Here is a 17,906-nt window from a genome sequence, read left to right as displayed (position 1 = left end):
TTTTTCTAAAATATCCTACCTCATTTACCCATTGATAAATAACAGAAAAAATCATTAACTGCTGGCGGGCGCCCTTTCCTCTTATTCATATCCGTTTGATTTTTAAAAGTTTTAATTGTGTCTTAATTGTTAAATATCGGCTTGCGCACATTTGTATATACAAGTATATGTGTTTGCATTCTCTCTCTGATTCGCTTCGCCGAAGCAGATAATTTTTTCATGCAACCATCAGGAGTTAACCGCGATGTCGCAAAGCAAATACCGCGCGCAGGAAATTCGCGCCCCACGCGGAACCACGCTTAATGCCAAAAGCTGGTTCACCGAAGCGCCGCTACGTATGTTGATGAATAACCTCGATCCGGACGTGGCGGAAAATCCGCATGAGCTGGTGGTATATGGCGGCATTGGCCGTGCGGCACGCGACTGGGAGTGCTTTGATGCCATTGTCGCCGCGCTTAAAAAGCTGGAAGACGACGAAACGCTGTTGATTCAGTCCGGTAAGCCGGTCGGGGTTTTTAAAACGCACGAAAATGCCCCGCGCGTATTGATTGCCAACTCCAACCTGGTGCCACACTGGGCCACCTGGGAGCATTTCAATGAGCTGGATGCCAAAGGGCTAGCCATGTATGGCCAGATGACCGCCGGAAGCTGGATCTATATCGGCAGTCAGGGCATCGTTCAGGGCACCTATGAAACCTTTGTTGAAGCGGGACGTCAGCATTACAACGGCGATCTGAAAGGACGCTGGATCCTGACCGCAGGTCTGGGCGGAATGGGCGGCGCGCAGCCGATGGCGGCGACGCTGGCAGGCGCCTGCTCGCTGAATATTGAATGCCAGCAAAGCCGTATCGATTTCCGCCTGCGTACGCGTTATGTCGATGAGCAGGCCGATTCACTTGATGACGCGCTCAACCGTATCAGGAAATACACTGCGGAAGGCCGGGCGGTTTCTGTTGCGCTGTGCGCTAACGCGGCGGAGATCCTGCCGGAGCTGGTGAAACGCGGCGTGCGTCCGGATATGGTTACCGACCAGACCAGCGCGCACGATCCGCTGCACGGTTACCTGCCGAAGGGCTGGCACTGGGAAGAGTACCAGCGTCGGGCGCAGACCGAGCCGCAGGCGGTGACCGAGTCGGCGAAACGTTCTATGGCCGACCATGTCCGCGCGATGCTGGCGTTTAAAGAGATGGGCGTTCCGGTTTTCGATTACGGCAATAACATTCGCCAGATGGCAAAAGAGATGGGTGTGGCAAACGCTTTTGATTTTCCTGGTTTTGTGCCTGCCTATATTCGTCCGCTGTTCTGCCGTGGCATTGGTCCCTTCCGCTGGGCGGCGCTTTCCGGCGATCCGCAGGATATCTATAAAACCGACGCTAAAGTTAAAGAGCTTATTAAAGATGATAAACATCTGCACCACTGGCTGGATATGGCGCGCGAGCGCATCAGCTTCCAGGGACTGCCCGCGCGCATTTGCTGGGTAGGCCTGGAGTGGCGACAGAAGCTGGGCCTGGCGTTTAACGAAATGGTACGCAGCGGTGAGGTTTCTGCGCCCATCGTTATCGGCCGCGACCATCTGGATTCGGGATCGGTAGCCAGCCCTAACCGCGAAACCGAAGCGATGCGCGATGGTTCAGACGCCGTCTCTGACTGGCCGCTGCTGAATGCGCTGCTTAATACCGCCAGCGGCGCGACCTGGGTTTCTCTGCATCATGGCGGCGGCGTGGGCATGGGCTTTTCTCAGCATGCCGGGATGGTGATTGTGTGCGACGGCAGCGACGACGCGGCGGCCCGCATCGCTCGCGTGCTGCATAACGATCCGGCGACCGGCGTGATGCGCCATGCCGATGCCGGTTATGACATCGCTATCAACTGCGCGGTAGAACAACACCTTAACCTGCCGATGATCGCCGCTACTCAGGAGAAACGCTGATATGAACCTCACTCTTCATCCCGGTACGCTTACGCTTGCTCAGTTACGTGAGATATACAGCCATCCCGTCCATATCGAACTGGATGAGCGCGCTATTCCGGCTATCAATAACAGCGTAAACAGCGTTAACACCATTCTGGCTGAAGGCCGCACCGCCTACGGCATCAATACCGGTTTTGGCCTGCTGGCCCAGACCCGCATCCCGGCGGAAGATCTGGAAAATCTTCAGCGCTCGCTGGTGCTTTCCCATGCGGCAGGCATTGGCGAACCGCTGGACGATAGTCTGGTTCGCCTGATGATGGTGCTGAAAATTAACAGCCTGGCACGCGGTTTTTCCGGCATTCGTCTCAGTGTGATTCAGGCGCTGATAGCGCTGGTGAATGCGCAGGTTTTTCCATTAATCCCTGCCAAAGGGTCGGTGGGCGCATCGGGCGACCTCGCGCCGCTGGCACATATGTCGCTGACGCTGCTTGGCGAAGGCAAAGCGCGTTATCAGGGAGAGTGGTTACCGGCGGCAGAAGCGTTGAAAAAGGCCGGGCTGGAGCCGATTACACTGGCCGCTAAAGAGGGGCTGGCGCTGCTTAACGGCACCCAGACCTCTACCGCCTTTGCATTGCGCGGTCTGTTTGAAGCGGAAGATCTGTTCGCATCTGCGGTGGTATGCGGCGCGTTAACCACCGAGGCGGTGCTTGGCTCGCGCCGTCCGTTCGATTCACGCATTCATGAAGCGCGCGGCCAGCGGGGGCAAATTGATACGGCGGCGCTGTTCCGTCATCTGTTAACCGACAGCAGCGAGATCGCTAAATCGCATCAAAACTGCGACAAGGTTCAGGATCCCTATTCGCTGCGCTGTCAGCCGCAGGTGATGGGTGCCTGTCTGACGCAGCTTCGCCAGGCGGCGGAGGTGTTATTGATCGAGGCTAACGCGGTATCTGATAACCCGCTGGTGTTCGCTGATGAAAACGAAGTGATATCGGGCGGCAATTTCCACGCCGAGCCGGTGGCAATGGCGGCGGATAATATTGCGCTGGCGATCGCCGAGATAGGTTCGCTTGCCGAGCGGCGCGTGGCGCTGATGATGGATAAACACATGTCGCAGCTGCCGCCTTTCCTGGTTAAAAACGGCGGTGTTAATTCAGGCTTTATGATTGCGCAGGTGACCGCCGCTGCGCTGGCTAGCGAGAACAAAGCGCTGGCGCACCCGCACAGCGTGGACAGCCTGCCCACCTCCGCCAATCAGGAAGATCACGTCTCTATGGCACCCGCCGCCGGACGGCGACTGTGGGAAATGGCTGCCAATACGCGCGGCGTGATTGCCGTGGAGTGGCTCGCCGCCTGCCAGGGCGTTGACTTACGTGAGGGGCTAAAAACCAGCCCTGCGCTGGAGAAAGCGCGTCATATCCTGCGCGAGCAGGTTACTCACTATACCCAGGACCGTTTCTTTGCGCCGGATATCGAGCGCGCCGCTGAGCTGTTGAGCGCTCGTCATCTGACGACGCTGCTGCCTGCCGTACTGCCCAGCTATCAGTAATTGTTGTTCTCTGCTCTGCCGGGAAACGCTCCCGGCAGCCATGCGCATATTCCACTCTTTTCAGAGCCTTGATATGCAACAACCTACGACACATCTGCTGCGCGGACTCAGTGCGCGCCACATCCGCTTTATTGCGCTGGGTTCCGCTATTGGAACCGGGCTGTTTTATGGTTCCGCCGCCGCTATTCAACTGGCGGGGCCTGCCGTGCTGCTGGCCTACCTGGCTGGCGGCGCGGCGGTATTTATCGTTATGCGTGCGCTGGGTGAAATGGCGGTGCGCCATCCTATCTCCGGTTCTTTTAGCAGCTATGCGCGTCACTATTTAGGGCCGCTGGCGGGCTTTATCACCGGCTGGACCTATACCTTTGAGATGATCATCGTTTGCCTGGCGGATGTAACCGCATTCGGCGTCTACATGGGGCTTTGGTATCCTGACGTGCCGCGCTGGATCTGGGTATTGAGCATTATCTGCTTTATCGGTGCCCTGAACCTGTGCCACGTACGGGTATTTGGAGAGATGGAGTTTTGGCTGTCGCTGATTAAAGTCGCCGCTATCTTTGCCATGATTATCGCTGGCGCAGGTGTGATCCTGTTTGGTTTCGGCCACAGTTTTCCCGCTACCGGCGTGGAAAATCTCTGGTCGCACGGCGGCTTTGCGCCGGATGGATTGGGCGGCGTCATCGCCTCGCTTGGTATCGTAATGTTTGCTTTTGGCGGCATCGAAATCATCGGTATTACCGCAGCGGAGGCACGCGATCCGCAAAAAGTCATTCCCCAGGCGATTAATACCATTCCCTTACGCATCATCCTGTTTTACGTCTGCACGCTGTTTATCCTGATGGCGATTTTCCCGTGGAACAGCATCGGACAACAGGGCAGCCCGTTTGTATTGATTTTTGATGGTCTGGGGCTGCCTGCCGCCGCCAGCGTGCTGAACATCATTGTGATTAGCGCTACCATCTCGGCGATTAACAGCGATATTTTTGGTGCCGGGCGCATGATGTACGGTATGGCGAAAGAAGGCATGGCGCCAAAAAGCTTTCTGCGTATCGCCAGTAACGGCGTGCCCTGGATGACGGTGGTGGTGTTGACGGTAGCGTTGCTGGCTGCGGTAGTACTTAACTACTTAATCCCTGAACAGGTGTTCGTGCTGATCGCCTCGCTGGCGGCCTTCGCCACAATTTGGGTATGGCTGATGATTCTGCTTTCCCACTTTGCCATGCGCCGCAGCTTATCCGCGCAGCAGCGACAGGAGATTCGCTTTCCTGTGCCGTTCTGGCCGGTCGCACCCGCGATCACGCTGCTGTTTATGCTGCTGGTCATTGGCGTGCTGGGTGCGGTGGCGGAAACCCGCCTGGCACTGATCGCCGGGCTGGTATGGCTGGCGATCCTGACCGCATTTTACTTTTGGCGGATTAAAAAACGGCTCAGGCCGATGGTGCTGGAGCAGCCTGAATGACCGTTGTGCACTCAGTTTTCCCAGACGCGCCAGTTAGGTAAGATTCGCAAATTAGCTGTTGCCTGCTGAACTAACGCCGAACCGGAAGCGTAGATAATAAGCTTCTTCAGCGCTTAATTATAAAGCCAGTGTCCTGCACTGGCTGATTTGCTTAATATTTCTGTAATGAAATCCGGCACGACACAAGCTCGCTTTGTGCGAAAAACACTGACAACAGTGGCGTCGCAGCCGGTGTATTAATCAACAGGCACGGATAAAGGTGAAATGCTCTTGCCCTGGATTAACAAGGACACCGGGCCGGTGAATGAGGGACAAAAAAAAGCCCGCATAATGCGGGCTTAGCTTTTTAGCGCTAATTAAAGCCGATGCCTAAAGCGGGTTTATCCTGCTCAGTCACCGACAAAAGCTAACGAGCATGCAGATCAAGGCAGACTATAGGCGATAATATCATCCCCGGTTTTCGGTGAATGCGGCGAACCGCCAGCAAAGATAACCACATATTGCTTGCCGGTTTTCTTCGATCGATAGGTAATAGGACCGCTCTGCGTACCTACAGGCAGCCTTGATTTCCAAACCTCTTCGCCGGTGCGGCTGTTGAAGGCGCGCAGATAGAAATCCTGGGTTCCGGCGAAGAAAATCAATCCTGAACGTGTTGCCAGCGATGGGCCAAGGGTCGGCATGCCAAGCGGCATTTTCAGGCCGACAGGGATCCCCAACGGGCCGGTGTCTTGTACCGTGCCAACAGGAACCTGCCAGACCAGCTTGTGTGTTTTAAGATTGATCGCCGAAAGTGTACCAAAAGGTGGTGCCTGGCAAGGTACGCCCAAAGGCGACATGAAGCGCTGACGCATAGAGCCGTATGGCAAACCTTTTTGCACTACGATACCCATTTCTTCACTGCTACCCAGCCCCGGCGGAATATCTTTAGCCGGCACCAGATAGTGATACAAGCCTAAACGTAGATCGTTCACGTACATCAGGTTGGTCGTGGGATCAACCGAGACACCGCCCCAGTTCATGCCACCCAGCGAGCCCGGATATTGAATCGCAGTATCTAATCCCGGTGGCGTGAAAATGCCGTCATAACGGCTTGATTTGAAGCGAATGCGGCAAATCAACTGGTCAAACGGGGTAGCGCCCCACATATCAGACTCAGTCAACACCTCATTGCCGATGCCCGGCATACCGGTGGAGTAAGGCTGTGTAGGTGAATAACGCTCGCCGGGTGCATTTCCTTGCGGTACAGGAAGTTCTTTAATGTCGGCGAGAGGTTTACCGTTACGACGATCCAACAGATAGATCATGCCGGTTTTAGAGACTTCCGCCAGCGCAGGTGTTACTGAACCGTCATCGTTAGGAATGTCGTACAGCAGAGGCTGTCCCGTAACATCAAAGTCCCATAGATCATGATGCACTGTCTGGAATGACCAGACTGGACGGCCGGTGGCCACATTCAATGCCACAACAGATGAACCATATTTGTCATCCAGCGCGGTTCGCTCGCCAGCATAGAAATCTGGCGTCGCATTGCCGGTAGGTAAATAAACCATTCCCAGTTCAGCGTCATACGACATGGCTACCCAAACGTTCGGCGTGCCGCGAGTATAGCCTTCCGGTGAAAGCGGCTCACGCGTAACTGCCGGATTGCCCGGATCCCATGCCCAAACCAGTTTACCGGTGACCGCGTCATAGGCACGTACTACGCCAGGCGGTTCGCCCGTTTCGAAGTTGTCGATAACACGACCGCCGACAATAACCAGATTCCCGGCAACCAGTGGTGCTGAAGACTGCTGGTAATATCCCGGCTTAACTTCGCCCATACCGACTTTGAGGTCGATAACGCCGTTATCGCCAAAGTTAGCTGCGGGTTTGCCTGTGTGCGCATCAATGGCAACCAGTCGGCCATCGCCGGTTGGGAAGAAGATACGCTGCGGGCTGATGGAAGCATCAAGCGGCTCACCGGTTGTGCTGGTTACATCTTTCGAAGTAGTCGCATCAAAATATGCAACGCCACGGCAGCGCTGATACTTTGAATTACCGCGGCCTGCGGTATAACGCCACTTTTCTTTGCCGCTATCGATGTCATAAGAGATCAACGAGGTATAGGCGGTACAGACGTAAAGACTGTCGCCGATTTGCAGCGGCGTATTCTGATCGGCAGCATCACCGGTGCCGGGAACCACAGCCTCGCCCGTATGGGCAGTCCAGGCGACCTTCAGATCCTTGACGTTTTCTGGCGTGATATCACTGAGCGCTGAAAAACGGGAGCCGTGATTGTCACCGGACCAGGTGTTCCAGTTCGCCGGCTCTTTATCCGTGCTCGCATCATCTGGCACAGGCAGTGACGCGATCTCGTCTGCATTCCTGATAATGTTCTTGGGTTGAAACGAACTGATAAAGGTCCAGACAACACCTACCAGCATAACCGAGCCCAGGCTGCGTGCCCACAACTTCACCTTTCGGTTGTCGGTAAGCAAAGGCACCACGCTAAAAGCAATAACTACCGCGCCAGCACTTAATGCAAACAGACGCGAGAAGAGCGGCCAAAACGCCAGGCCGACATCCCATAACGCCCATACCGCGGTAAACAGTAGAGTCAGCGCGAATAATACGGCACCGGCTAATTTCCGACGGAAAATGGCTACACCACTTCCCAGCAACATCAGCCCGGCTAACAGGAAGTACCAGCTTCCTCCAAGCCATGCCAACCAGATACCACCTACTACAAAATAGATCCCGGCTAAGGCGGAAATAATTCCTACAATAGCCAGCCACCTTTGCCCCGCTTTCCCCGGGTTGCCTGTATTCACAACATCTTCCCAATCAAATTAAAATTTTTCTCTTCCGATTTCGAAAATTGGTATTAACCAATCATTTCCAAACCACCTGAACCATTCCCTTGCCCATACATAAAGCCGCTTCAATAAATTCCTTACACCAGCCTGCAGGCTAAACAGACGATTAGAAGCAGCCAGGAACGTATCTATCAAACTGATGCTTTCTGCATGGTTTCCGTTGTGTACCGTAACGATTGAAACGTTGAATAGAGCCAAAAAGAAAACCCTACTTATGTATTCAATCTTGTACACAACAGCGGGTGGGATGATAAAGATCCCAACTTTGGGAAGTCAACAAAAAGTTAACAATCGTGAACACATACGTGTATTTGTTAAAATGATTCTGAGTATTATTATGCAAAGGTTAATTTTCGTCTCAATCCGGTGAAAATATCGGCAGACGGGCACACGGTGGGTAGAAAAATAAGGACATTATTCAGGCATGGGAAAAGCGCCGATTGTAATTATATCGGCGCGAGAGATGATGGCAGGGAAATTTTGCGCTTAATGCACAGGCTTCATTTCAATGGCAGGTAACGCGCGACTCGCCAGTTCGGTATGTTAGCGCACATAGTCAGCCCCGGTAATGTCAATGGTCGAACCGGTGGCATGTCGGCATCGTCCGCTCGCCAGAAAAGCGATCATCGCTGCGACATCGGAGGGCGGCGTCACTTCTCCCAAAGGCAGGTTGGCGGTAGCCGCTTCCTCTCCTATTTGCGCAATATGTTCTTCTGCCATGGCGGTGCGTACCCATCCCGGTGCCAGCGCATAGGCCAAAACGTTCTGCTGACCGTACCCTCGCGCAATACCTTTGGTTAGCGCCAACAGACCGCCTTTTGCTGCACCATAAGCCAGATGGTCTGGTCCGTCACCACGGTGAGAAGAGCGGCTGGCCATATTAATAATGATGCCACCGCCGCGTTGGGAGTAGTGTTCAATCGCCAGTCGGCATAGATCCGCAGGCGTACGCAAATTTACTTGTAGATTCACCTGCCAGCCGTCGTCCCAGGCAGCGGCGTCTGCAAGCGGGGATGCGCTATATACTCCCGCGTTATTCACCAGAACATCGATCTTTTCGCAGCATTTCAGTGCTTCATTCCAGAGTTTCTCTGCGGCATCGGGCTGCGACAGATCCTGTTGTACAAACTGGAGACGTTGAGGGTACTGTTCAGCCAGCTGCACTGCACTCTGGCGATCGTGACCGTAATGACCAATCACCATCGCGCCTTCAGCATGTAGCGCTTTGACAATTTCACGGCCTATGCCTTTCGTGGCGCCAGTAACCAGAATGACTTTCCCGGACAGGTGGTGCATATTCATCTCCTTGTTGTCAGGTAACGACCCATGATGCGTTAATCACAACAATCTACGTTATCAATAAGGCGCAACATCTGGGTCGAAAGCCAGCGCGATAAAATTTCGGATCGTCGCGGCGCTCAGCTAATAGGGCACCAACATCGGGATTAATATTGTAGTTCCATATCGCTCAGTAAGTTACGCTGCATAAAGGTCAGGAAGCGGTTCTGAAACAGCATAGTATGCTCATGAGCAACCCGATCGGCAGTTTCAGCATCTCCGGCTTTGATTGCGGCAATCAACTCATCATGATCGCGTCCCAGCTTTAGCGGTGTATCCTGACGTGTCATAAAGTCGAACTGCAGATGCTGAATCCGCTGGCCTTCAGAGAGCAGTTTTTCATAGTAGTTGGCCAGATAACTGTTACGCGCTGCAGCGGCAATAGCCAGATGAAACTCCTTATTTTTTTCAGCCATCGCGCTGAATTCGCCCTTGTAGACTTTCTCCATGTATATTTCATTGGCCGCCTCGATTCTGGCTATATCTTCATCATTACGATGTGTCGCGGCCAGCCGCGTTACCGCACGCTGCATCAGATCTAATGCGGTGATGTAATGAGGAAACTCTTCAATTTCAAACGGCGTAACAATGGCTGTACGGTTTGGAAGAATGGTTACCAGCCCTTCGCTAACCAGCCGCGCCATGGCATCGCGCACCGGAGAGCGCGACAGGCCAAACGTCGTCGCCAGCGAAATTTCATCCAGCTGCTCGCCATGTTTAAGTTGCAGCGTCAAAATTTGTTTGCGCAGCTCTTCATAAATATAGCGCCCGGCATGACGACGTCCGGTACTTTCTTCGCTACTGTTTTGTTTGCTCATCATTAAATTCCCTGTATCACGCCTGGTGAGCGCTATGATATTACAGACTTATCAGCATAACGCAGGACCCCAGGTATCGCTTAGCATAAAGCCAGCGGATAGCGGATCGTCAGGATCGATACCCAGTTGTTGAATGCCATAAACCCAGGCGCGCCCCGTCACACGCGGTAACACGGCCAGCTTATCGCCGACCTGCGTGCGGCCTCGCAGCTCCACCCTGAATTCACCATTAATAGTGGAACGGGAAGTCAGCTGATCGCCTATTTCAACCTGGCCACGAGCATCGAGCGTTGAAAGGTTAGCTGAGCTGCCGGTCCCGCATGGCGAACGATCAACGCGCCCCGGTGGTAACGTAGTACAGGTCTGCCAGGTCTTTTCATCAACACGATGACGAAACATTACATAGGCTATCTCATTGATTAAAGGCAATAAAGGATGACGAACCTGAATCTGTTGATTGATATAATGCCGGAACTCCACGCCATAGCTGGCCAGCGCACGTGCATTATCGGGCGATATCGATAGCTGAATTTGCTCGACGTCGATCAGAGCGTAGTAAACCCCGCCAAAAGCGATGTCCGCCGTAATGGTGCCGAAACCAGGGATCGTAAACTCATGGTCCAGTTGCTCCACAAAGGCAGGCACCATATCCAGGGAAACGCTAAGGCAGCGTCCGTCTGAACATGTCGCCACAGCGGTTACCAGACCGGCGGGCGTATCCAGTACCACGGTTGTTTCAGGTTCCTGCATAGCGATCATGCCGGTTTCAAGCAGTGCGGTCACCACGCAGATACAGTTGCTGCCAGACATGGGATGCGCCTTATCTGCCTGTAATACAATAAAACCGGCATGAGCGCCCGGTACGGTCGGGGGCAGAAGCAAATTTACGGACATCTGCAAACAACCGCGTGGTTCCAGAGTAACCATACGCCGCAGGCTGTCATCAACTTCGTTGATGTAATTCATTTTATCGAGCATGGTCGCGCCCTGGATATCAATCACGCCCGAGGTAATGACTTTGCCGATTTCGCCTTCGCAATGGACATCAATCAGCTGTAACGTTTTTTTCCAGCGCATCGCATTCTCTCTTATTTCAAATACCAGCCCCAGGGCTCCTGACTATCATAGCGAGTGATCTGTTTGATCTCTAAATAGTTATTAAGCCCCCACTCACCCAGCTCGCGTCCAATGCCGCTCTGCTTGTAACCGCCCCATGGTGCTTCAGTAAAAGTGGGCTGTGAACAATTGATCCAGACGATGCCGGCACGCAATTTGCGTGCGACGCGTTCAGCGCGCACCAGGTCGGAAGACATTACGGCAGCAGCCAGCCCAAAGCGTGAACGGTTGGCTGAAGCCAGCGCCTCCGCTTCATCATCAAACGGACGTATACATACTACCGGGCCGAAAATCTCTTCGCGCCAGAGATCGCTCTCTTCCGCTACATCAGTAAAAATGGTCGGCTGAAGGAAAAAGCCTTTTTTCTTTTCTTTCGGGCGTTTCCCACCGCTCAGCAGCGTTGCGCCCTGCTCCAGGCCCCGGTTAATAGCCTGCTGTACCTTTTCATACTGCGCCGCATTAACTAATGGCCCAAGCAGTACATCCTGTTCCATACCGTTGCCAATGCGAATTTTTTCAGCTTCCTGCACCAGTCGGAGCAATAGCGCATTATACAGGCCGCGCTGTACCAGCACGCGTGATGTTGCGGAACAGACTTCGCCTTTATTCCAGAAAATGCCGAACAGTATCCACTCTACCGCCTTCTCAATATCGCTATCATCAAACACGATAAATGCAGATTTACCACCGAGCTCAAGGCTAACATTTTTAATCTCTGCCGCTGCCGCCTGCATAATCCTGCGACCGGTCGGTACGCTGCCGGTAAACGCCAGCTTATCAACGCCGGGATGTTCAGTTAACGGCGCGCCCGCCTCGGCACCAAAGCCGGTAATCACATTCAGTACGCCAGGCGGCAGCTCCGCCTCACGCGCAATATCCGCCAGTTGCAAAGCAGTTAACGGCGTTACCTCAGAAGGTTTCAGCACGACCGTACAGCCCGCTGCCAATGCCGGCGCGACTTTCCATGCCGCCATCAGCATAGGGAAGTTCCAGGGAATAATCGCGCCACACACTCCAACCGGTTCTTTACGCGCCACAGAACTAAAACGATCGTCAGAAAGCGCTACGGTTTCCTCCTGACACTCGTCCAGCTTTTCCGCCAGGTCGGCGTAAAAATCGAAACAACCGGCGGCATCGCCAATATCCCAGAGCGCTTCCGGCAGTGGTTTACCGTTATCACGCACTTCCAACTCTGCCAGCATCTGCTGTTTATCCCGAATCAGACTGGCTATACGGCGAAGATAATCGGCCCGAGATTTACCGCTCAGACTGGGCCATTCGCCTTCGTCAAAAGCCCGACGCGCTGCCTGTACCGCAAGCTCCACATCTTCTTTCGTGGCAGCAGCCACCTGGGCAATTGCCACTTCGTGTGCCGGATCGATGGTATCGAAGCTGCCACCTTTAACCGGTATCACCCATTCTCCATTGATAAACAAACGGTTGGTAAAATTCATGCATGTTCTCCTTCCATAAAACGGTAAGCGCTGAACGGGCTCAGATCCTGAGCAGTGGGACGTTGTACGGCGAGGTCAGCAATAAGCCGACCGGTGGTGGCCCCCAGAGTCAGCCCCAACTGGCCGTGACCAAAGGCCATCAGCACATTTTTCAGACGGCGCGAACGATCAATAATGGGTTTGGTATCGGGCAGGAAGGGACGATGGCCGACGCCAACCTCTTTTGCCGCGATATTCAGTTGCGGTACCAGCTGGCGCGCTTTCTGCAGGATGATGTCAGCGCGGCGGAAGTCCGGTTTAGCATTCGGTCCGGCGAATTCAATCGTGCCGCCGATTTGCAGCCCGCGCGTCATTGGTGTAAAGCAGAAGCCGCCATCAGCATAAATCACCGAATGACGAAACTCGACATCCGGCTGTGGCAGCAGGGTTTGATAGCCTGAAATACCGGTAAGCGGAACACGAACGCCCAACTGACGAAAAAAATGACGCGAGCCGGTTCCCGCGGCAATCACCACATGTTGCGCTGGCAGGATACGGCCATCACGCAGCTTAACGCCGTTCGCCTGCTGCTCTGTTTCAAGCAGCGAGGCGGCTTCAGTCTCAATTCGTATGCCGCCCTGGCGAATAAAAGCTTCGGTTAGCGCCGCGATAAAGCCTCTGGTATCGCTAACGGCGCGCCAGTCAGGAAACAGCAGACCATGGGAAAACTTCCCGGCCAGCGCCGGTTCAAGCTCCGCAATATCAGAGGCATTCAGGTTTTCAGTATAAAAGCCTAATGTTTCACGCAGTTGCAGATGCTTGCGCTCGGCTTCCAGTCCACGCAGCGTATCGAATACTTCTATCACCGGACGCTGCCCCATCAAACTTTTATCCGGGCACATTGCCAGTAATGGCGCATAATCGCGGTAAACTTCGTGCGTCAGAGTCGCCATCGCCTGCGCGATAGCATCGATCCGGCTGTGGCGGGCATTTGCAACAAAGCGTAAAAACCAGGGTAAAATGGTCGGAACGGCGGCAGGACGTAACGCCAACGGTCCCTTTTGATCCAGCAGCCAGCCCGGAATACGTTTTAAAATACCAGGTTTTGACAGGGGAATAATTTCACTAACCGCCATCTGACCACAGCTCCACTTTGCCGTACTGTCGCCCGGCTTAGCCGGATCGATAAGCCAGACCTGGTGTCCCTCTTTTTGCAGATAGAGGGCGCAACAGACGCCAACGATACCGCCGCCAATAACGACTGAATTCTGCTGAATCTGCTGTTTTGACATAGTTGTCACTCAATGTAGACGGCCGACAAAGCGGCGCGATTCAATGCTAAATAGTCTGTGGCGTCGTCCCTGACGCCTGAAACCTGCATGTACTGTTGGTTTTATCCCTGAGAAGCTTCAAAAACCTTACGAAACTCTGCTTTCTCTTCCGTGGTCAACGGCTGTAGCGGCATACGTGCATTACCCGCCTTAAAGCCAGCCAACTCACAGCCATACTTTACCTTCTGAATAAATTTTCCCGCTTCCATACTGACCATAACCGGGAACAAAGAACGCATGACATTTTGGGCTCCGCTGAGATCGCCGCTGCTAAACTTACGATAAAAATCAACAATTTGATTAGGGAAGCAGTTAGCCGGCCCGCAAATCCAACTGCTGGCACCCCAGATAAAAAAGTCAAAGGCAACATCATCTGAACCACAGGAAAGTTGATAGTGCTCTTTATAAGCGTCGCCAATTTCAACAGCACGCAGTACGCTACCACTACTTTCTTTGATACCTACAACCCGAGGATGATCTTTAAATGCGTCCAGTACTTTGAAACCCACTTCAACATTGGTGCGGACCGGGTAGTTATAAAGCACCAGATTAATATCACTGAATTCATCAAGAATGGCGCGGTAATGGCCAATCAGTTCTTCCTGTGAGGGCAGCGCATAATAGGGCGGCGCAATCAGCAGGTTGTTGTAACCTGCCTCCAGCGTCTGCTTTACCTGTTCCATGACTTCGCGTGTACAGGATCCGTTTGCGCCGGCAATCAGGGTGCCGCGATCGCCCACTACGGTTTTCACCGTTTTCAATACCTGACGACGCTCTTCATTAGTCAGCGCATAATACTCTCCCGTTGAACCCAGCGGCACAAAGCCGTTAACACCGGCGTTCAACTGATACTCCAGAATATTGGCTAATTGCTCATGATCGACCGCACCAGCATCGTTAAACGGTGTCACCAGGGCCGGTAAAATACCTTTCAGTTGCATATTTTTCTCCATTTATTCTTTGTTCAAAGGGCATAACGCCGTAACAAACGCGACTCGACCACGCCAACCAGGCGCGTTAAGGGGAATGCCACAACGAAATAGATCACCGCAACGGCGCTCAAAAACTCAACCGGACGCGCAGTACTGTTGGAAATGTTCTGACCGACAAACATCAGATCCGCGACGCCGACCGATGAAATCAGCGCGCTCTCTTTAAACAAACTGACAACGTTCGAGAGCAGTGTGGGTATTGCGCGCAGCATGGCCTGGGGGAAGATGACATAAAAAGTCTTAACCACCGGAGTCAGGCTCAGGGCCACGCAGGCATCATGTTGTTCGCCAGCGATTGATTTCAATGCGCCACGGAAGGTTTCGCTGGTTATTGCCGTCATATACAGCACCAGCGAAAGGGTCACACACACCCAGGGCGCGATATTGATGTGAAACACCACCGGAAAACAGAAAAAGACCCAGAAAAGCTGTATCAGCAGCGGCGTGCCGCGAAAAAATTCAACATAGAGCGTAATAAGCCAGCGTAAGGGACGCAGCGGCGACATACGCAGCAGGCTGACAACAAAACCAGCCGTGCTTCCTAACAGTGCGCAGCTTAGGGTAAAAGCCAGCGTAAGCCCCAGCCCCTGCAACAGGACCTGCCAGTAAGAAAAAACTTGTGAGAAATCAAGCGTCATAATCAGCCCCTTAACGTTCAGTAACTGCGTCCTGACGACGCTCGATAAAGGAAACCAGCCGCGAGATAGGTAGCGATAACGCGAAATAGATCAGCGCAATTAGCGAATAGATCTCCAGAGGACGGTACGTTTCCGTGGCAATATTTTTGCCGACGTACATCAGGTCGGAGATGGCAACGATGGCGACCAGCGCACTCTGCTGAAGAATCGAGATGCCGTTGGTCATCAGTACCGGCAGCGCGCTACGGATCGCCTGCGGCAGCACGACATACAGCGTTTGCTGCAACCGGTTTAACCCCAGCGCCACGCTGGCGTCATGATGCTCACGCGGCACCGCCTGCACACCCGCCCGATAGGCTTCAGCGTTAAAAGCAGCTAGATTCAGGCCGAGCGCTAAAAAGCCCATATATATTGGATCAATAAACAGGTTAAATAGCATAGGGACGCAGTAATAAAACCAGACAATTTGCAGTAACACTGGCGTACAGCGGAAAAACTCAATAAAAAGCTTTGTTGGCCAGCGTAATAATGCAACAGGGCTCATTGCCATGAGACAGAGAATAAAACCTAACACCAGCCCCAAAACATTGGCAATCAACGCTAATTCCAGCGTTACTTTTAACCCGTCCCACAGCGCACCTGCATTACCTTGTAAGAAATGAAAATCAAACTGATAATCCATATTTCACCTCTTTAATCTAAATGCAGCACTTTTTCTAAAAACTCACGAGTGCGTTTTTCTTTTGGGCGGGTAAACAGCGTATCGGGATGACCTTGCTCAACGATTTTCCCATTAGCACAAAATACGACGCGAGAAGCAATGTGACGGGCAAAATGCATATCGTGTGTGACGATAATCATAGCCATTTTTTGTTCTGCCAACTGCATCATGACGCTTTGTACTTCTACCACCATTTCAGGATCGAGCGCGGAAGTGACCTCATCGAAAAGCATCAGTTCCGGCTCCAACATCAGGGCGCGTGCAATTGCCACGCGTTGCTTCTGCCCTCCGGAAAGCTGGCTGGGATAAGCGTTGAGCTTACTTTCCAGCCCAAAACGAGCCAGTAGTGCACGCGCCCTTTCAATCGCCGTTTTCTTTTCTATTTTATGCACCTTTACCGGTGCCAAAATAAGATTCTGTAATATAGAGAGGTGCGGAAATAGCGTATAGTGTTGGAACACCATACCAATTTTCTTCTGAATGTCGGCATTAACTATTTTGGCATGCTTGCTTTTATCACCAATGATATAACTCTGTTTTTGAAAATTTATTTCTCCACCCTGAATGCCTTCCAGTCCCATTAACACACGCAGCAAAGAACTCTTACCACTCCCGCTTGGGCCAATTATTACCAGCCGATCGTCATTTTTCATGGTGAGATCAAAATTATCCATCACTACCAGCTCACCATAAGACTTATAAACTTTATCCAACTGAATAAAGCTGCCTTTATGATATTCATTAATATAAATTGGTTGCTCATCTTGCAGACGAGCGGACGCCGCCGCGAAATGGGTTGAGGCACTCATGGTTATTCCTCCGCTGCGTGCGTAATGCACACGGGTTATAAATTTCAGGTTTAATTAGCGCCTGTTTTACCGGCGTTTGCTTCCATTGAGGCTTTATTTACCAGTGCGTCGATTTCACCAGTGGCACGCCGTTGCGTCAGATAAATATTAAGAACGTTCATATCCGCTTCTGTTACGGTGCGGGGTAAAGCAAAAGAGACACCCTGTTTAGCCAATGCCGGCTTCGGTAAAACTTCTTTAGCCCAGCCGGGATTGGCCAGCGCAAACAGGTGGTTGGTATCGCTGGCATCCACCAACACATCAGCCCGGCGCGCCATCAGTGCCAGTCGCGTTTCATCATTGCCCGGCAAACGCATAATTTTGCCTTGTTTAACTACGGCGCTAATCGCTTTATCTTGCGCCGTTCCTGACATAACGGCGAAAATTACGCCCGGCTTATCATAATCAGCGATTTTATCGCCTGCCCCAGTGAGTTTGGGGTTGTCTTTATTGACCAGCAGCGATATCTGATAATCTTGCGCGGGTGCGGAAAAGCCTACTGCCAGCGCCCTTTCAGGCGTCTGATTTAACGCCATCGCCATATCCCATTTATCGCTCTGTAATCCTGCAACCAACGTATCCCAGTTGGCATCTACAAATTGCACTTTTACTTTCAACACATCCTGGCCGAAATCGCGACACAGTTCAGCGAAATAACCGCTGTACTGACCCGTTTTCGGATCGCGCATAACATAAGGCGCAGCCGATGCGGCTCCACAGCGTAATACGCCTTTTTTCTGGATAGTCTGCCAGTAATTGGCAGCGGAATGGGCTGCGGTTATCGTGCTAAAAAGCAAGGCACCAAGCGCCAGACGACAGGAAAACTTTTGAATATTTGACAGACAAACACGGACCATAAAGACCTCGTTCAGGCGTGAGTGTTGCGAACAGGAACA

The 17,906-nt window shown here is 52.7% G+C and carries 14 protein-coding genes; 3 read left to right on the top strand and 11 right to left on the bottom strand.

Annotated elements, in window-relative coordinates:
- Window positions 1-244 precede the first annotated feature (244 nt).
- The 3 genes from hutU to ACQE32_RS00835 all read left to right on the top strand — a co-directional run bounded on the left by hutU (window position 245) and on the right by ACQE32_RS00835 (window position 4,920).
- The gene (gene hutU, locus ACQE32_RS00845; RefSeq protein WP_426980678.1) at window positions 245-1,930 is read left to right on the top strand and encodes a urocanate hydratase; all 1,686 of its coding nucleotides are present in this window, start codon (window positions 245-247) and stop codon (window positions 1,928-1,930) included.
- Window position 1,931: 1 nt separating this feature from the next.
- A complete protein-coding gene (gene hutH / locus ACQE32_RS00840; protein WP_427021194.1) occupies window positions 1,932-3,461 on the top strand; it encodes a histidine ammonia-lyase in 1,530 nt (509 codons plus the stop codon).
- 73 nt (window positions 3,462-3,534) lie between these two features.
- A complete protein-coding gene (locus tag ACQE32_RS00835; protein ID WP_426971704.1) occupies window positions 3,535-4,920 on the top strand; it encodes an amino acid permease in 1,386 nt (461 codons plus the stop codon).
- 422 nt (window positions 4,921-5,342) lie between these two features.
- Here ACQE32_RS00835 and ACQE32_RS00830 read toward each other — a convergent pair whose 3' ends face one another.
- From ACQE32_RS00830 to ACQE32_RS00780, 11 genes are all read right to left on the bottom strand, one after another.
- A complete protein-coding gene (locus ACQE32_RS00830) occupies window positions 5,343-7,730 on the bottom strand; it encodes a membrane-bound PQQ-dependent dehydrogenase, glucose/quinate/shikimate family (protein ID WP_426971702.1) in 2,388 nt (795 codons plus the stop codon).
- A gap of 588 nt (window positions 7,731-8,318) precedes the next feature.
- Window positions 8,319-9,071, bottom strand: coding sequence for an SDR family NAD(P)-dependent oxidoreductase (locus ACQE32_RS00825; protein ID WP_426971701.1), 753 nt, complete (start codon window positions 9,069-9,071; stop codon window positions 8,319-8,321).
- 149 nt (window positions 9,072-9,220) lie between these two features.
- Window positions 9,221-9,934, bottom strand: coding sequence for a GntR family transcriptional regulator (locus ACQE32_RS00820; RefSeq protein ID WP_426971699.1), 714 nt, complete (start codon window positions 9,932-9,934; stop codon window positions 9,221-9,223).
- A gap of 48 nt (window positions 9,935-9,982) precedes the next feature.
- Window positions 9,983-11,008, bottom strand: a complete 1,026-nt coding sequence (locus tag ACQE32_RS00815) for a proline racemase family protein (protein ID WP_426971697.1) — start codon at window positions 11,006-11,008, stop codon at window positions 9,983-9,985.
- Between the two features lie 11 nt (window positions 11,009-11,019).
- Window positions 11,020-12,501, bottom strand: coding sequence for an aldehyde dehydrogenase family protein (locus ACQE32_RS00810; RefSeq protein WP_426971696.1), 1,482 nt, complete (start codon window positions 12,499-12,501; stop codon window positions 11,020-11,022).
- Window positions 12,498-13,772: an NAD(P)/FAD-dependent oxidoreductase gene (locus ACQE32_RS00805; protein ID WP_426980677.1), complete on the bottom strand. Its 1,275-nt coding sequence runs from the start codon at window positions 13,770-13,772 to the stop codon at window positions 12,498-12,500. The genes ACQE32_RS00810 and ACQE32_RS00805 overlap by 4 nt, the downstream gene beginning before the upstream one ends.
- Before the next feature lie 101 nt (window positions 13,773-13,873).
- Entirely contained in the window at window positions 13,874-14,752 is an 879-nt protein-coding gene (gene dapA, locus ACQE32_RS00800; RefSeq protein WP_427021193.1) for a 4-hydroxy-tetrahydrodipicolinate synthase, read from the bottom strand.
- Between the two features lie 23 nt (window positions 14,753-14,775).
- A complete protein-coding gene (locus tag ACQE32_RS00795; RefSeq protein ID WP_426971693.1) occupies window positions 14,776-15,441 on the bottom strand; it encodes an amino acid ABC transporter permease in 666 nt (221 codons plus the stop codon).
- A gap of 10 nt (window positions 15,442-15,451) precedes the next feature.
- A complete protein-coding gene (locus ACQE32_RS00790; protein WP_426971692.1) occupies window positions 15,452-16,123 on the bottom strand; it encodes an amino acid ABC transporter permease in 672 nt (223 codons plus the stop codon).
- 11 nt (window positions 16,124-16,134) lie between these two features.
- On the bottom strand, window positions 16,135-16,836 hold the full coding sequence (locus ACQE32_RS00785; RefSeq protein ID WP_426973023.1) for an amino acid ABC transporter ATP-binding protein: 702 nt from the start codon (window positions 16,834-16,836) through the stop codon (window positions 16,135-16,137).
- A 185-nt stretch (window positions 16,837-17,021) separates the two neighbouring features.
- Window positions 17,022-17,867: a transporter substrate-binding domain-containing protein gene (locus ACQE32_RS00780; protein WP_426971691.1), complete on the bottom strand. Its 846-nt coding sequence runs from the start codon at window positions 17,865-17,867 to the stop codon at window positions 17,022-17,024.
- Between the last annotated feature and the right edge of the window lie 39 nt (window positions 17,868-17,906).

Origin of the sequence: Pantoea sp. FN0302, from assembly GCF_050113775.1 — a bacterium.
Lineage (GTDB): Bacteria > Pseudomonadota > Gammaproteobacteria > Enterobacterales > Enterobacteriaceae > Mixta > Mixta alhagi.
This window is presented reverse-complemented; position numbering and strand designations above follow the sequence as displayed.

Excerpts from the sequence above, each read along its gene's own strand:
- hutU (WP_426980678.1), top strand. The coding sequence starts at position 245 with ATGTCGCAAAGCAAATACCGCGCGCAGGAAATTCGCGCCCCACGCGGA.
- hutH (WP_427021194.1), top strand. The coding sequence starts at position 1,932 with ATGAACCTCACTCTTCATCCCGGTACGCTTACGCTTGCTCAGTTACGT.
- ACQE32_RS00835 (WP_426971704.1), top strand. The coding sequence starts at position 3,535 with ATGCAACAACCTACGACACATCTGCTGCGCGGACTCAGTGCGCGCCAC.
- ACQE32_RS00825 (WP_426971701.1), bottom strand. The coding sequence starts at position 9,071 with ATGCACCACCTGTCCGGGAAAGTCATTCTGGTTACTGGCGCCACGAAA.
- ACQE32_RS00820 (WP_426971699.1), bottom strand. The coding sequence starts at position 9,934 with ATGATGAGCAAACAAAACAGTAGCGAAGAAAGTACCGGACGTCGTCAT.
- ACQE32_RS00815 (WP_426971697.1), bottom strand. The coding sequence starts at position 11,008 with ATGCGCTGGAAAAAAACGTTACAGCTGATTGATGTCCATTGCGAAGGC.
- ACQE32_RS00810 (WP_426971696.1), bottom strand. The coding sequence starts at position 12,501 with ATGAATTTTACCAACCGTTTGTTTATCAATGGAGAATGGGTGATACCG.
- ACQE32_RS00805 (WP_426980677.1), bottom strand. The coding sequence starts at position 13,772 with ATGTCAAAACAGCAGATTCAGCAGAATTCAGTCGTTATTGGCGGCGGT.
- dapA (WP_427021193.1), bottom strand. The coding sequence starts at position 14,752 with ATGCAACTGAAAGGTATTTTACCGGCCCTGGTGACACCGTTTAACGAT.
- ACQE32_RS00795 (WP_426971693.1), bottom strand. The coding sequence starts at position 15,441 with ATGACGCTTGATTTCTCACAAGTTTTTTCTTACTGGCAGGTCCTGTTG.
- ACQE32_RS00790 (WP_426971692.1), bottom strand. The coding sequence starts at position 16,123 with ATGGATTATCAGTTTGATTTTCATTTCTTACAAGGTAATGCAGGTGCG.
- ACQE32_RS00785 (WP_426973023.1), bottom strand. The coding sequence starts at position 16,836 with ATGGATAATTTTGATCTCACCATGAAAAATGACGATCGGCTGGTAATA.
- ACQE32_RS00780 (WP_426971691.1), bottom strand. The coding sequence starts at position 17,867 with ATGGTCCGTGTTTGTCTGTCAAATATTCAAAAGTTTTCCTGTCGTCTG.